General features: G+C 46.1%; 15 protein-coding genes. 4 read left to right on the forward strand and 11 right to left on the reverse strand.

Features of this window, described 5'->3' with window-relative positions:
* Positions 1–71: 71 nt before the first annotated feature.
* Both glpX and G475_RS0106470 read left to right on the forward strand, forming a co-directional pair.
* A complete protein-coding gene (gene glpX, locus G475_RS0106465) occupies positions 72–1,046 on the forward strand; it encodes a class II fructose-bisphosphatase (RefSeq protein ID WP_026700575.1) in 975 nt (324 codons plus the stop codon).
* A gap of 129 nt (positions 1,047–1,175) precedes the next feature.
* Complete coding sequence (locus G475_RS0106470) at positions 1,176–1,457, forward strand: hypothetical protein (protein ID WP_233275739.1); 282 nt, start codon at positions 1,176–1,178, stop codon at positions 1,455–1,457.
* Between the two features lie 36 nt (positions 1,458–1,493).
* Here G475_RS0106470 and G475_RS0106475 read toward each other — a convergent pair whose 3' ends face one another.
* On the reverse strand, positions 1,494–1,772 hold the full coding sequence (locus G475_RS0106475; protein ID WP_026700577.1) for a YutD family protein: 279 nt from the start codon (positions 1,770–1,772) through the stop codon (positions 1,494–1,496).
* Positions 1,773–1,914: 142 nt separating this feature from the next.
* On the opposite strand from G475_RS0106475, the gene G475_RS0106480 reads away from it, so the two are divergent.
* Positions 1,915–2,511 carry a YhcN/YlaJ family sporulation lipoprotein gene (locus tag G475_RS0106480; protein WP_026700578.1) on the forward strand — a complete coding sequence of 199 codons (597 nt, stop codon included), beginning with the start codon at positions 1,915–1,917 and terminating at the stop codon, positions 2,509–2,511.
* A gap of 17 nt (positions 2,512–2,528) precedes the next feature.
* Here G475_RS0106480 and lipA read toward each other — a convergent pair whose 3' ends face one another.
* Complete coding sequence (gene lipA / locus G475_RS0106485) at positions 2,529–3,437, reverse strand: lipoyl synthase (RefSeq protein ID WP_026700579.1); 909 nt, start codon at positions 3,435–3,437, stop codon at positions 2,529–2,531.
* Positions 3,438–3,630: 193 nt separating this feature from the next.
* Between lipA and G475_RS0106490 the strand changes: the two genes are divergently transcribed.
* A complete protein-coding gene (locus tag G475_RS0106490) occupies positions 3,631–4,611 on the forward strand; it encodes a M23 family metallopeptidase (RefSeq protein WP_026700580.1) in 981 nt (326 codons plus the stop codon).
* 314 nt (positions 4,612–4,925) lie between these two features.
* Here G475_RS0106490 and G475_RS26705 read toward each other — a convergent pair whose 3' ends face one another.
* From G475_RS26705 to sufB, 9 genes are all read right to left on the reverse strand, one after another.
* Positions 4,926–5,039: a methionine/alanine import family NSS transporter small subunit gene (locus tag G475_RS26705; RefSeq protein WP_084414026.1), complete on the reverse strand. Its 114-nt coding sequence runs from the start codon at positions 5,037–5,039 to the stop codon at positions 4,926–4,928.
* 5 nt (positions 5,040–5,044) lie between these two features.
* The gene (locus tag G475_RS0106505) at positions 5,045–6,565 is read right to left on the reverse strand and encodes a sodium-dependent transporter (RefSeq protein ID WP_026700581.1); all 1,521 of its coding nucleotides are present in this window, start codon (positions 6,563–6,565) and stop codon (positions 5,045–5,047) included.
* 336 nt (positions 6,566–6,901) lie between these two features.
* Entirely contained in the window at positions 6,902–7,753 is an 852-nt protein-coding gene (gene yunB / locus G475_RS24395; RefSeq protein WP_233275740.1) for a sporulation protein YunB, read from the reverse strand.
* Positions 7,754–7,816: 63 nt separating this feature from the next.
* Positions 7,817–8,302 carry a dihydrofolate reductase gene (locus tag G475_RS0106515; RefSeq protein ID WP_026700582.1) on the reverse strand — a complete coding sequence of 162 codons (486 nt, stop codon included), beginning with the start codon at positions 8,300–8,302 and terminating at the stop codon, positions 7,817–7,819.
* The gene (locus G475_RS0106520; RefSeq protein ID WP_026700583.1) at positions 8,299–9,093 is read right to left on the reverse strand and encodes a thymidylate synthase; all 795 of its coding nucleotides are present in this window, start codon (positions 9,091–9,093) and stop codon (positions 8,299–8,301) included. The genes G475_RS0106515 and G475_RS0106520 overlap by 4 nt, the downstream gene beginning before the upstream one ends.
* 74 nt (positions 9,094–9,167) lie before the next feature.
* Positions 9,168–10,616, reverse strand: a complete 1,449-nt coding sequence (locus G475_RS0106525; protein WP_051302249.1) for a bifunctional metallophosphatase/5'-nucleotidase — start codon at positions 10,614–10,616, stop codon at positions 9,168–9,170.
* Positions 10,592–11,416, reverse strand: coding sequence for a sulfite exporter TauE/SafE family protein (locus tag G475_RS0106530; protein ID WP_026700585.1), 825 nt, complete (start codon positions 11,414–11,416; stop codon positions 10,592–10,594). Before G475_RS0106530 ends, G475_RS0106525 begins: the two co-directional genes overlap by 25 nt.
* A gap of 68 nt (positions 11,417–11,484) precedes the next feature.
* Positions 11,485–12,348, reverse strand: coding sequence for a DUF72 domain-containing protein (locus G475_RS0106535; RefSeq protein WP_026700586.1), 864 nt, complete (start codon positions 12,346–12,348; stop codon positions 11,485–11,487).
* Positions 12,349–12,423: 75 nt separating this feature from the next.
* Positions 12,424–13,821 (reverse strand): Fe-S cluster assembly protein SufB, encoded by a 1,398-nt coding sequence (sufB, locus tag G475_RS0106540; protein WP_026700587.1) that lies wholly within the window; start codon positions 13,819–13,821, stop codon positions 12,424–12,426.
* Positions 13,822–13,827 lie beyond the last annotated feature (6 nt).

Consider the following 13,827-nt stretch of genomic DNA (forward strand, 5'->3'; position numbering starts at 1 on the left):
ACCCCGGGGTGTGATAGGATATAATACGGAATTATTTTCTGACATGCATGGACAGGCAAAGGAGGATATACGTGGATAGAGAATTAGCGTTAGAAATCGTACGGGTCACGGAGGCCGCCGCGATTGCTTCGGCCCAGTGGCTGGGCAGGGGAGAAAAAATAGAAGCCGATGATGCTGCCACAACTGCGATGCGGACCATGTTTGATTCCGTCAGCTGCAGAGGAACGGTGGTAATCGGGGAAGGGGAAAAAGATGAAGCCCCGATGCTCTATATAGGAGAAGAAGTTGGCAGCGGGAACGGTCCTGAAGTCGATATTGCGGTCGATCCTTTAGAAGGCACCAATATTGTCGCAAGCGGCCGGGCCAATGCGATGGCGGTCATTGCTGCAGCGGACCGGGGCACACTGCTTCATGCCCCGGATATGTACATGGAAAAAATTGTCGTAGGTCCCAAAGCGGCAGGACTGATCCGAATCGATGATCCAATAGAAAAAACAATTGATATCGTGGCAAAAATGACGAATAAACGAGTCCGGGATGTCACCGTTATCATCCAAGACCGGGAACGTCATCAGCACCTTGTTGACAGGATCCGGAGCAAAGGGGCCCGAGTGAAATTATTCGGGGACGGAGATGTCGGCGCTTCTATTGCTACCGCTCTGCCGCAGACAGGGATAGATTTATTTGTAGGGACCGGGGGTGCTCCAGAAGGCGTCCTTTCCGCTGCCGCGATTAAAGCACTCGGCGGCGATATGCAAGCGCGGCTGGCTCCCAGAAGGGAAGACGAATTACAGCGCTGCCGTGATATGGGAATTCAAAACACGGATACTCCTTTGACTCTTGGAGATCTCGTCAAAGGAGACGATGCCATTTTTGCTGCGACCGGTGTTTCTTCCGGAGAAATGCTGGAAGGCGTTCGTTTTCTTGGAGGAGACTGGACGGAGACCGATTCCATCGTCATGCGGGCAAAGACGCGGACCGTCCGATATATTAAGGCTCACCACCACCTGGAACTTAAACCGCATCTTGTCATGGAAGAGGATTAAAGACACCTTTACTTGCAACCCGCACCATGTTGCTTCCTTTTTTTCCAAAAATTAATATCGTCGAAAGTGTTTCCTCGGCCACATACCGTATGGTCCCCCGGGAAAGCTAACATGGAGGAGGGGATAGGTTTGCAAAACAGGTACCAAAGAAACCGGGAGCTGCATGAAGCAGCTCAATATGACGATTTCGATAACGTGGAAGCGAGCCGGGAATATGTGCTTCCTGAAACCTTTCCAGAGGGCCCTTATGGTTCTCCCATTGAAAGAAAACCAGGAAAAAGCACTCCCTGGCAGGAAGGCCAGCGCTCTTACAGTGCGTTTAACTACGAAAACAAAAATCTTCACAACGATAATCCGAGACATTACCCAAATACCCACCCTGTTCACTCCTACGCACAAAAGAAGAAATAAAAAAACTCTCCCTTCTGCGTCCCGCAGAGGGAGAGTTTACTCTTCTCTGATTTTCTTTAAGACAAAATAAGCACAGCCAAAATTACAATATTCCAGCAGATAATCGTGAAGGGTGCTGATTTTTGAATCGTACGATACTTTTTTACGGGAATCATCAAAAAAACCACGGAGTCTTAATTGATTGTGTCCCCAATCGCCAACGATGAAATCATATTTATTTAATACTTCACTGTATCGATCTTTAAAAACGTCTTCATCCCATCCGCTTCGTGATTCCTCAATAAGTTCAAAATCCTGTCCGTGTATATGAATCACAACACACCACCTCGCTTCATTCACCCCTCGATTGTAGCATATATTCCGTCATTTCGTATATTTCCGCGAATTCCCACCTTTTTTCCTCCAGATAAAAGCCATACTAAGAGAAGGCAGAAACCAGAGAGGAGGAAGGTGTCCGTTGAGAAATATCGTCTTTCTTATTGTTTTTTCTTTATTATTACAGGGATGCACTGGTTTTACAAGTATGGATAAAGAAGAATTGGCTGCAGAATACGGTCCGGAAAATGCACTGGACTATATCTCCAATAACAAAGATGATGCTCCCGGCGGAAGGTCTGCAGGCAATCGCTTTGGCTGGCACCGTAATGACAGCAGCGAAGCAGATTTGGATGAAGACATGTCTATGCACGACCTGATCGACCGTCAGCGCATCGCAGAAGGATTAAGTAACCTGCTTGTTCAAACCCCGGAAGTGGAAAAAGCGGGGGTCTTGATTACGAATGAATATGCCCTTGCTGCATTTCAAACCGAGGAGGAAGATACCGGACGTGCGGCGAAGCACGTAAAAATGATGGTGGAAGCGGCCGTTCCTTATTTTTTTATTACGGTGGTCACCGATAACCCATCCATGATTGAAGACCTTGAGGCTTATAAAGGGATGACAGCACGTTCCAAAGACGGTCATGCCGCGCTGCGAAACACGATTGACACGATGCGGGAGATGACAGAACAGCCTGTCACTCCAAAAGAAAAGGCCGGCTCCATGGAGGAGTAACGGCCTTTCCTTTTTCCCTATGCGTGGCGGTATTTCTTTGCTTCTTCATGGACCTGTGCTTCATTCACCTGTTCATCGGCATGATACGAGGAACGAACAAGAGGTCCGGCTTCACAATGGCTGAACCCTTTTTCCATCGCGATCTCTTTTAGCTCGGCAAACTCTTCCGGAGAGTAATACCGCTGAACCTTCAAGTGTTTTTTTGTAGGCTGTAAATACTGCCCGATCGTCATAATATTTACATTATGGGCCCGCAGATCATCCATTGTTTCGATGATTTCGTCTTTCGTCTCCCCCAATCCTACCATCAGACTGGATTTTGTAGGGATGTCGGGATGCAGTTCCTTGGACTGCTCCAAGAAAGTAAGCGTCCGTTCATATGTAGCTCTTGCTCTTACCTTTGGTGTCAAACGGCGGACGGTTTCTATATTATGATTTAAAATATTGGGACGGGCTTCCATAAGGGTTTCCAGATTTTCCGGACGTCCCATCATATCAGATGGCAGTACTTCAATCGTACACATTGGGTTCCGGCGCCGGATCGCACGTACGGTTTCTGCGAACACGGCAGAACCGCCGTCTTTCAAATCGTCTCTGGCCACTGCTGTAATCACGACGTGTCTTAGTCCCATCTGTTCCACGGATTCGGCTACCCGTTCCGGCTCTCCCCAGTCCAGTTCATTCGGAAGTCCTGTTTTAACCGCACAGAAACGGCAGCCCCGTGTGCAGACATCCCCTAGAATCATAAATGTTGCTGTTTTTCGTTCTCCCCAGCACTCATGAATATTCGGGCACTTTGCTTCTTCACATACCGTATGAAGATTTTTTTCCCGCATCATTTTTTTCAGGCCCTTATAGGATTCATTTGTGTTTAATTTAATTTTCAGCCAATCCGGCTTGCGGAGATACTCTTCTGTCCTGGCCATCCTTATCACTCCTGTTTTCTCTAATCTATAGGAAAATCCTTCATCTATGCTTCTATATTCTATTTTACTTTAACATGTCCCGCAGGAAAGCGCCAAATTTTCTGGTCCTATTTCCAATCATTGGTGTAATGAAATGGACATTAGGTGACATACTAAGGAACCAGACACCATACTGAAGAAAGAAAGGTCAATGATGAGAAAAAAATTAGCAACAGCTGTTTTTATCGTGATCGTTCTGGCTGTACCTCATCAAGTTCTGGCGGACGATAAAACAGCCGAAGACATTTACGCAGAACGACTGGCCCTGTACAAAAAGATGGAAGCCGTCACACATATACCATGGTATTGGCTGGCTGGGGCTGATTCCTATGAAAAAGGAATACGACGCGCCAGAAATGACCGGGAGGAAGCCAAAGGCATCATCAATATTTATTATTCTCCAAAAGAGTGGAGCGGTCCTTTAAATCCTGACCTTGAGTCGGAAAATCCTGTCGCTATTTCCATGTTTGATGGAATAGGCCTGGACGGGAACGGAAATGGAAAAGCTTCCCTTTCGGAAGATGCAGATGTCCTGTATACCTTTGCCAATTACCTCGCCGAATATGGCTATGATGATAACAACATTCAGCTTGGATTATGGAATTATTATAAACGAGATCAAGCTGTCAACATCATCACCAGTCATGCCCGGATTTATAGAAAATATGGAACGCTGGATCTGGATGATCACGCGTTTCCGGTCCCCTTGAATTACAACTACAGCTACAGAAGCACATGGGGCGATACGCGAGGATGGGGCGGACGCCGTATTCATGAAGGAACCGATATTTTTGCCGGATACCGGACACCGGTGCGGGCTACAGCTTACGGTGTGGTGGAGTTAAAAGGATGGAACAAATACGGCGGATGGCGCCTGGGTATTCGTGATTTGTCTAACACGTATCACTATTACGGCCACTTAAGCGGGTATGAAGATGGATTGGAAAAAGGAGATATTGTAGCCCCGGGAGACACTATTGGCTACGTCGGCAGCTCCGGCTACGGGAAAGAAGGAACGGAAGGTAAGTTTCCACCGCATCTTCATTACGGGATGTACCGGGACAACGGGTACAGTGAATGGTCTTTTGACCCTTATCCTTCTCTGAAATCCTGGGAAAAAGAAGAAAAGAAATAGAAAAAAACGGATCTTGGGCGGGATTCCCAAGGTCCGTTTGCCGATTGGCTATGGTAATATCCGGGTAACGTGCCACCTTGCGGACATTTATTCCGCTAAATGGCAGAAAAAGTGCCCGTAGGCGGCTTTTTCGGACATTTGTTCCGCTATTCAGGCTCCGCAACGCTATTTTTAAGCTGAATAGGAAAAATAACGGAATAAATGTCCGATTCTTCCTGCAAAATGGGAAAAATGAAAGAAATAACGGAATAAATGTCCACCCGCATCCGGGAAAAAGAAGTAAGGTTTCTTCTTCAGCTTACCACGCTGACGTCTTAGTCTTCTTTCCGTTGATTGGACACGCTGCGGGCATATAAAATGCTTGTAATCAATCCGCCCCAGATAATAATCATACCTAAAATCATCATAAAAATTGCGCTGCCTGTCATCTTTATCACGCTCCCTCGTCAGCATCGGATTCGGGCTTATTCTTCCAGCGGAAAACGGTGAAAATGATGCCTATGATCAAAGCTGCTGCTGCCACTCCCCATCCATTGACGAGGATGAAAAGATCCGGATATCCTTCATAGTTCCCGTTGTCCGTCTCAAACTGTTTCATCAGATTCTGACGGAACAGGTCAAACATCATATAGCCAAGTACAACAGGCGTGATAATACCAAGACATACTTTCCACCATCCGCCGACGCGGATATCGGATATGGCATTGGCATGGCTTTGGAACGTGCCAAGCTTCCGCATAAACCAAGCCAGCGCCACCACTTCGACAAGACCGAGCAGGGCCACCCCGAACTGGTTAATAAAGTAATCCGCTGCATCGAGAAAATTAATTCCGCCTCTTGTCGCGTAAATAAGCGAAATGAGAGCTGCCAGACCGCCGCCGAAAACAACAGCTTTCGCTCTCGATATATTAAATTTTTCGGACAGGGCTTTCACATACGTTTCCGTAATGGAAATCAACGAAGACAGCCCTGCCAGCACCAGCGAAGCAAAGAATAAAAAGCCGAACAGCCAGCTTAATGCAGGAAATTCATTGATAATCTGCGGAAGAACGACAAAAGCAAGTCCGATCCCTCCGCTTACTACTTCCTCTACTGATGTTCCAGCCTGGGATGCCATAAATCCAAGCGCTCCGAAGATTCCGATGCCGGCCAGCAGTTCAAAGCTTGAGTTACTGAAGCCGGTAATGAAAGCATTGTTTGTAATATCCGATTTTTTCGGAAGATAGCTGGAATAGGTAATCATAATCGCAAACGCGATCGATAAACTAAAGAAAATCTGTCCGTATGCTGCTACCCATACGCCTCCGGAGGTGATCGCTCCGAAATCGGGTTCGAAGAAAGCCTGCAGTCCCTGCGCAGCTCCCGGGAGGGTCACCGCACGGATGACAATAATAACAAAAATAATGCAGAGCGTTGGGATAAAGATCCGGTTCGCCAATTCGATACCCTTTTTAACACCGCGGAAAAGAACGCCGAGCGTAACCGCCCACACAATAATTAAAGGAATAAGTATACCTGGAACCAACCCGCCGAACTGGCCGGCCTCGGTTACCTGTAAGAAGTTCTCAAATAAAAAGGTTTCGGTATCTTCTCCCCAGTGAAGATTAAAGGAAAAAATACTGTAGGATATGGCCCAGCCGATAATCACGGAATAGTATGTCGATATCACAAATGCGACAAGGACCATCCACCAGCCGATCCATTCTGATTTCTTATTCATTCTTGCATAACTAAGCGGCGCGGATCCGCGGTATTTATGACCTATTGTAAATTCCAGTATCAATAACGGAATCCCGGCCGTGAGTAATGCAAATAAATAGGGGATAAAGAAAGCGCCGCCGCCGTTTTCAAATGCTGTCGCCGGAAAACGCCAAATATTTCCGAGGCCGACAGCAGAGCCCACAGCTGCCATAATAAAGCCGGCACGTGTTCCCCATTGCTCTCTCATACTCATGGCTCTATCTCCTTCCAATTAAGCTTGACTATCTATAAATTCAGAATAATACGGGAAAAGCTCCCTCCGTTCCTCCTTTCTACAACTATTGTCTGATAATTCATTGTAATTGTAATTTTTTACGACGTTTTTGTCAAAAAATAGTTTGTACTTCTGTCTAATGATTCCTAAGCGGGGGGTTTACAGCCGCTTCTTCTCCGATTCGTTATGACTACACCCCGCTTCCGAACGTAACCATTTCTTATCCTCCCGGTCACCAGAGCACACAACACGATGTGGCGGATTTCCTTAAATGGGGGGGATGCAAACCCCCCTGAATCGAAGCATTCCTTTAGTTTATGGATTGACCTGTTCTTCCTGCTCCACTTCCGTTTCGGGTTGTTCGGAATCTTCTTCCAGGACATTGTTCAGGTCTTCTTCCTGAATCACAGCAGGTGCCGGCATCTCTCCATCTCCCGCGTTGTAAAATTCCGGTACTTCTCCGGAGATAAATACCATGCCTACCGGGATCGAAGTAGCTACAACAGCTGTATCCGTGGCAAACGGGATGACGACCCGGACGTCTACCTCAATGTCGATTGAAATTTGGACATAGGTGTTATTAATTCCTGATTCAAAAATGGATTCACTCATGTCAGCTTTTACATCGCCGATCGCACTGAAGCGGACAGGAACTCTAGGCCCAAGCTGAGCCAAAAGCGCATTATTTGTGGCCTGCCCCAGGGGAATAACATGGATAATTCCTTCATCCGTGAACCTGTCTGGTTCCAGTTCCTGTTCAATTTCCTGCGGCAGCCCAAGATCCTGTATATTTCCTTCTTCCACCATTTGTAGGTATCTCTGCACCCGTAACACCGATTCCGACTGGACTCGGTTATACATTTTTGAATTAAAGTTTATCGACGTGACATTCCCCTGGCTGTCGTGTTCCATTTCAATAATATCTTCTACATCAATGTTTTCCACAATTTTGTTCGATATCGCATCATTAATAGCCTGAGTGGCAATTTTCTGGGTTTCTGTATGAGCAATTGCCATTAACGTCGGACGTATCCCTTTATCCACGAGCCAAAGCCCCTGTACCGTGAACAATGCAAATAACACAAAAGAAATCAAAAAAACATACCGGAAGGGGAGCGGTCCTTTAGGCCGTCGTGGTGTTTTAAATGATGTTCCCCTCATTTTCATAAGAGCCCCGTCCTCCTTTGCTTGTTTCATGTATATGCAAAGAAGAACGGTTCCATCCATCATTTACATTTTTCTCTGTAATGTCAGAAAAGTATGGGGGTACACATTTTTTTCATCCACCGTACCCTGTTTTTCTTCAACCATTCTCCAATTCTCTTCTTCCCACTCTGGAAAATACGTATCCCCGTTGAAATGGTCATGAATGATCGTCAAATACATTCGTGACGCAAGTGGAAAGGTTTGTTCGAAGATGGCAGCACCCCCAATAATGAACAATTCTTCCGCCTCTTGTTCCATCGGCGGAATATCATTCAGGGAATGAATCACTTCACAGCCCGGCGCTTCATAATCCTCATGGCCGGTTATTATAATGTTACGCCTTCCCGGAAGCGGTTTTCCAATCGCCTCATACGTTTTCCGCCCCATAATGACAGGACTTCCATGGGTGATCTTTTTAAAATGTTTCAAATCATTGGGCAGATGCCAAGGCATGGAATTATCCGCCCCAATGAGCCGGTTTTCATCCATAGCAGCAACAAAACTGATCATACCGACACTTCTCCCTTAATATGAGGATGGGGGTCATACCCCTGCAGTTCGAAGTCATCAATTGTAAAATCAAAAATGGACTCTACCTCAGGATTTATTTTCATTTCTGGAAGCGGACGGGGCTCCCTTTCTAATTGTGTTTTTACCTGTTCTATGTGGTTTAAATAAATGTGGGCATCCCCAAACGTATGAATGAATTCATGAGCCTGCAGTCCGCAGACCTGGGCTATCATTCGTGTTAACAAGGCGTAGGATGCAATATTAAACGGGACGCCTAGAAACATGTCGGCGCTTCTTTGGTAAAGCTGACAGGAGAGTTTTCCATCGTGGACATAAAATTGGAACAGGCAGTGGCAGGGAGCAAGTGCCATATCTTCAATCTCCGCCGCATTCCAGGCACTGACAATCAGACGGCGGGAATCGGGGTTGGTTTTTATCTGCTCGACCACCTGGGAAATCTGGTCTATCGTCTTTCCATCTGCGCCTTCCCAGGAACGCCACTGCTTTCCATAAATCGGTCCAAGTTCTCCATCTTCGCCGGCCCATGGTTTCCAAATCCGGACATTATTCTCCTCGAGATATTTGTTATTAGTGTCCCCTTTTAAAAACCATAATAATTCATGAATAATGGACCGCAGGTGGAGTTTTTTTGTAGTGACGACCGGAAACCCTTCTTCAAGGTTAAAGCGCATCTGCCAGCCAAAAGTGCTGATCGTACCGGTCCCTGTGCGGTCGTCTTTTTGTATGCCATGGTCCAGGATGTGTCTGCACAATTGTAAATACTGTTTCATCCCATTTGCCGCCTTTCCTCTTTTTTATTTCCCATTATCATGGGTCTTGCCGCTCTAACTGCCGCAGCAGACATTTAACGACACTGGTATTTCAACGTCTCTGCTAAAACATCCCTCATCATTTCAGGCATAAAATATTTCTTCGGACCGCTTTGGGAAAGTCCGGGGAATAACGGTCCGAATGTAAACATATCTGCCGTCGCTAATTGATACGTCCGTTTCGGGTCGAGGTGTTCTCCATGTATTATAATATCTTTTATCCCGGATTCCGGGTCTTTTTTTTCCCATACTACCTTTATTCCTGAAAAAGCCATGCGTCCCAGTACTTTCCCGCGAAATCCAAGACCTTTTACAGGAAGATGGATCATTTTTTCCGTGAACGCTGCGGCTATTGTTTCTTTTAAAACCGCTCCTTTTACATCCAGGAGGCAGGGATTGATAGGATGCGGGCAAAGCCGGTGTAAATCTTTTCGGGTAATGGTCCCCGGCTCAAGGGATTCCAGCAGCAGACCTGAATTAATCATTGAAATTTCCGCGTCACACCAGTTTCGAACTCCATCCGCCAGTAAATCGGCAAAGGGGGAAGATGTTGTCCAGGAGACAGGCAGTTCTTCAAAAATCCTGGCAACCGGCGTATTCATCTCCTCTTCTGCCTCTTGTTCCAGACGATGAAGCAGCACACTTGTAGATGGATGGGCATGTTCCCTGCTGACGTCCACTGCCGCCCCTTCCTTTTTCACGACTTTATGGTCATTCTGATCGAACTCGAGTTTAATCTGGCCGACATAGAAGCCGCTTTTACCGCATTGAGCAATAAGGGTGTTATTTAAAAGCACCGAAGTTTTCAGAAGATGATGGGTGTGAGCCCCAAGAATCACATCGATATCGTTATAGGTCCGGGCAATTTTCTCATCCTGGGGATACCCCAGGTGGGATAACAGGATCACCACATCCGACTGCTGCTTCACTTTTTCCAGCAGGGCCGGCAGAATTTCTAAGGGATCCCGGACGTCCCAGCCCAGTTCTTTATAAAAAGGATAAAACGGCACGGTTAACCCAATCAAGCCGATTCGAATGCCTTCCTTCGTTTCCAAAATGTCAAAAGGCTGCGACCAGGACGGCGGCTCCCCTGCTTCGTCAAAAAGATTAGCAAGCAGCACTTTAAAATCTGCGTGCAGGTACAAGGATTCCAATTCTTTTTTTGATAATGTGATTCCTTCATTATTGCCGATGGTTGCGTGATGAATCCCGGCTTGATTGATTAATTCAACATTTGCTTTTCCCCGCGTCGATTCTGTAACTGGATGAACGCGGTCCGCGTGATCTCCAATATCAAAAAACAAGGCGGTTTCGTCTTTTTTTTCATGAAACTGGCGGTTTTTTTTTATATAAGAAACAGCCGCCGGCCATTGCTGTAGGTTACTGTGAAGATCATTTGTATGGTAGATATAAATAGGTATTAATGAAGACATATCCCACACCGCCTTTTCTTCTGCAGCTACATCCCAGTGATCCCCTGCCACATCAACCTGATTCCTATAATGATCAGAAAGACTCTCAGTATCGTAACGAGGGTGTCACTTTTTAATCGCTGATTAATATTTGCTCCAATTTGTGCTCCAATCCAGGCTCCCGGAATTAAAGCAAGTGCAAACAGCCATTCCACATTTCCTAACACAATATGGGAAACAGAACTGATTAATGCAGATAACAATACTAAAAACATAGAGGTGGCTACAGCCATATGCGGTGGAAAGCCAAACAGTAATATCATCGCCGGTACCATCAAGGAACCGCCGCCAATACCAAATAACCCGGAACACATTCCAACGACAAATGCGATAGCGATGCCGATTACCGGCTGGAATCCATATTCCACTTCTTGGCCTGCGGCATTTATGTAAGTTCTGCGTATTCCTTTTCCCTTGATTTTCAACGGTTTAAGTTTGTTTCGTATAAGCAGGATAAATGAAATGATGATCATAAAGATCCCGAATAATATAAGAAACGGAGCGGTTTCCATATCTTTATTCAGCCATACTCCAAACAAAGCCCCGGGACCGCTTCCCATTATAAAGATGCCGCCTGCCACATAGTCCACTGTCTTTTTTTTCATATAGGCCAGGGTGGAAGACAACCCCGTGAATATCATGATTAACAACGAAGTCCCTACTGCGGTCTGGGGAGTGATGTGGGAGAAAAAATCATGAAATCCGCTGAAAACCATCAACGCCGGCACTACAATAATTCCTCCGCCAAGCCCCATCAAGCTTCCCAGCATACCTGCCAGAAGTCCTGTCAGTATTAATAGTACCCATACCATAATGATCCTCTTTTCTCTGCCGTGCCAGTAAGATGCAGCCCATAATAAGAACCCGTCTTATTATTTTACTATGTTTGCGTATCATCAAACAATGAAATTTGTCGCGGAGTAAGTCCTTCATAAGAAATGTCTGCTATATCCAAAAAGGTTTTTGCATTGGAAGCTGCATGCCTGCCGGAATTATTGTTAAATATAAAATAGATGTTTTCCGTTTCCTGCTCCAGCTTCTGAAGTCGGTCGTACCAGGTTTTTAGTTCTTCTTCAGAGTAATTATAGAGATACCGGACGTTCCGCCAGTTTTCTCCCTGCACCGGACGTTTCCATGCTTCTTTATTTCTTCCATGCAGACGGACCAGCGTTTTGTCTGGATGGGTAGCCCGGAGCACAAGCGGAACGGAGCCTACTTCTATCTGAGGCTCATCGCAAATGCTGTGAATCCAGTTTTCTTCTTTCATAAATGTCAGTGTCTTTTCTTTCCAGGTTTCCTCAAACCAGGACTGGTGCCTGAATTCCAAAGCGCAGGGAAAATCAGCCAATTTTTCTCTAACATACTTTAGATACGCAACGTTTTCTTTATTACACTCAAACCACGGTGGAAATTGACAGAGTACCATGGCCAGCTTCCCTGCTTCCTGCACCGGTTTCAAGGAGGCGGTATAAGCCGCAAACATTTCTTTAGCAGAAGAAAACGGAATTTCTCCCCGTTCATGCCCGGTGATTCCTTGATACGCTTTCACAATGAACGAAAACCGCTCCGGCGTTTCCCGTATCCATTTCTCATAATTTTTTGCCGGCTGTACTGCATAAAAAGCGGCATCTACTTCCACCACTGGAAAGTGGGCGCTGTAAGCCTCGAGTTTGTCCCGTTGTTTTGTGCCGGGCGGATACAAAATATCGTGATCTCCCCATCCTGTTAAACCAACGTGAATCAAAGCTCTCCCTCCCCTTCTTCATAGAAAAAGCGAACCCTCTGCCGGGTTCGCTTTTCAACCTTTATCGTGCGTCTATTAACCGATAGAGCCTTCCATTTCAAACCGGATTAAACGGTTCATTTCCACCGCATATTCCATTGGCAGTTCTTTTGTAAACGGCTCAATAAAGCCCATTACAATCATTTCCACTGCTTCTTCTTCCGAAATACCGCGGCTCATCAAGTAGAAGAGCTGCTCTTCCGACACCTTCGACACCGTCGCTTCGTGTTCAAGGGCGATGTTGTTGTTCATAATTTCGTTATACGGAATAGTGTCGGAGGTGGACTCGTTGTCCATAATCAACGTATCGCATTCCACTTTAGACTTAGAACCTTCTGATTTCCGTCCAAAATGGGAAATACCACGGTACGTTACTTTCCCTCCGTGCTTGGAGATGGACTTAGAGACAATGGTGGACGAGCAGTTTGGTGCAAGGTGCATAACTTTCGCCCCGGCGTCCTGATGCTGGTTTTTGCCGGCAATGGCAATGGAAAGTATAGTACCTTTTGCCCCTTCGCCGCGCATCAATACAGATGGATATTTCATCGTGAGTTTGGAACCAATGTTACCGTCCACCCATTCCATGGCGGCACCTGCATCTGCTGCAGCACGTTTTGTAACAAGGTTATAAACGTTTGGTGCCCAGTTTTGGATCGTCGTATAGCGGCAGTACGCGTTTTTCTTCACCACAATTTCCACCACGGCACTGTGCAGGGAATCCGTCGAATAAACAGGAGCTGTGCAGCCTTCCACGTAATGCACGGAACTTTCCTCATCCGCGATGATCAGGGTGCGTTCAAACTGTCCCATGTTTTCAGAATTAATCCGGAAATAGGCCTGAAGCGGCGTTTCGGACTTTACTCCTTTTGGAACATAGATGAAAGAACCGCCGGACCATACTGCCGAGTTTAATGCTGCGAATTTATTATCCGATGGAGGAATCACTTTTCCAAAATGCTCTCTGAAGATATCTTCGTTTTCTTTCAGAGCCGTGTCCGTATCTTTAAACACGATACCCATTTTTTCCAGGTCTTCCTGAAGGTTGTGATAGACAACCTCTGACTCATATTGAGCGGATACCCCGGCCAGATACTTTTGTTCTGCTTCAGGGATACCAAGTTTATCAAACGTATTTTTTATTTCTTCCGGTACTTCGTCCCATGATGTTTCCGAACGCTCAGACGGCTTCACATAATAGGTGATGTCATCAAAGTTCAGACCGGACAGATCACCGCCCCACTGCGGAGTCGGCATTTTATAGAACTGTTCGAGTGCCTTCAGACGAAAATTGAGCATCCATTCCGGTTCTTCTTTAATACTGGATATTTCACGGACGACATTTTCGGTCAGTCCCCGTTCAGAACGGAACACGGAAACGTCTTTATCATGGAAACCATATTGGTATTCTTCCATTTCCGGCATTTGCTTAGCCATATTAAA

Origin of the sequence: Salibacterium aidingense DSM 18341, from assembly GCF_000429685.1 — a bacterium.
Classification (GTDB): Bacteria; Bacillota; Bacilli; order Bacillales; family Marinococcaceae; genus Salibacterium; species Salibacterium aidingense.

Coding starts and splice junctions, on each gene's coding strand:
- lipA (WP_026700579.1), bottom strand. CDS start 3,437: ATGGCCAGGACAGAAGAGTATCTCCGCAAGCCGGATTGGCTGAAAATT.
- G475_RS0106490 (WP_026700580.1), top strand. CDS start 3,631: ATGAGAAAAAAATTAGCAACAGCTGTTTTTATCGTGATCGTTCTGGCT.
- G475_RS26705 (WP_084414026.1), bottom strand. CDS start 5,039: ATGACAGGCAGCGCAATTTTTATGATGATTTTAGGTATGATTATTATC.
- G475_RS0106505 (WP_026700581.1), bottom strand. CDS start 6,565: ATGAGTATGAGAGAGCAATGGGGAACACGTGCCGGCTTTATTATGGCA.
- yunB (WP_233275740.1), bottom strand. CDS start 7,753: ATGAAAATGAGGGGAACATCATTTAAAACACCACGACGGCCTAAAGGA.
- G475_RS0106515 (WP_026700582.1), bottom strand. CDS start 8,302: ATGATCAGTTTTGTTGCTGCTATGGATGAAAACCGGCTCATTGGGGCG.
- G475_RS0106520 (WP_026700583.1), bottom strand. CDS start 9,093: ATGAAACAGTATTTACAATTGTGCAGACACATCCTGGACCATGGCATA.
- G475_RS0106530 (WP_026700585.1), bottom strand. CDS start 11,416: ATGGTATGGGTACTATTAATACTGACAGGACTTCTGGCAGGTATGCTG.
- sufB (WP_026700587.1), bottom strand. CDS start 13,821: ATGGCTAAGCAAATGCCGGAAATGGAAGAATACCAATATGGTTTCCAT.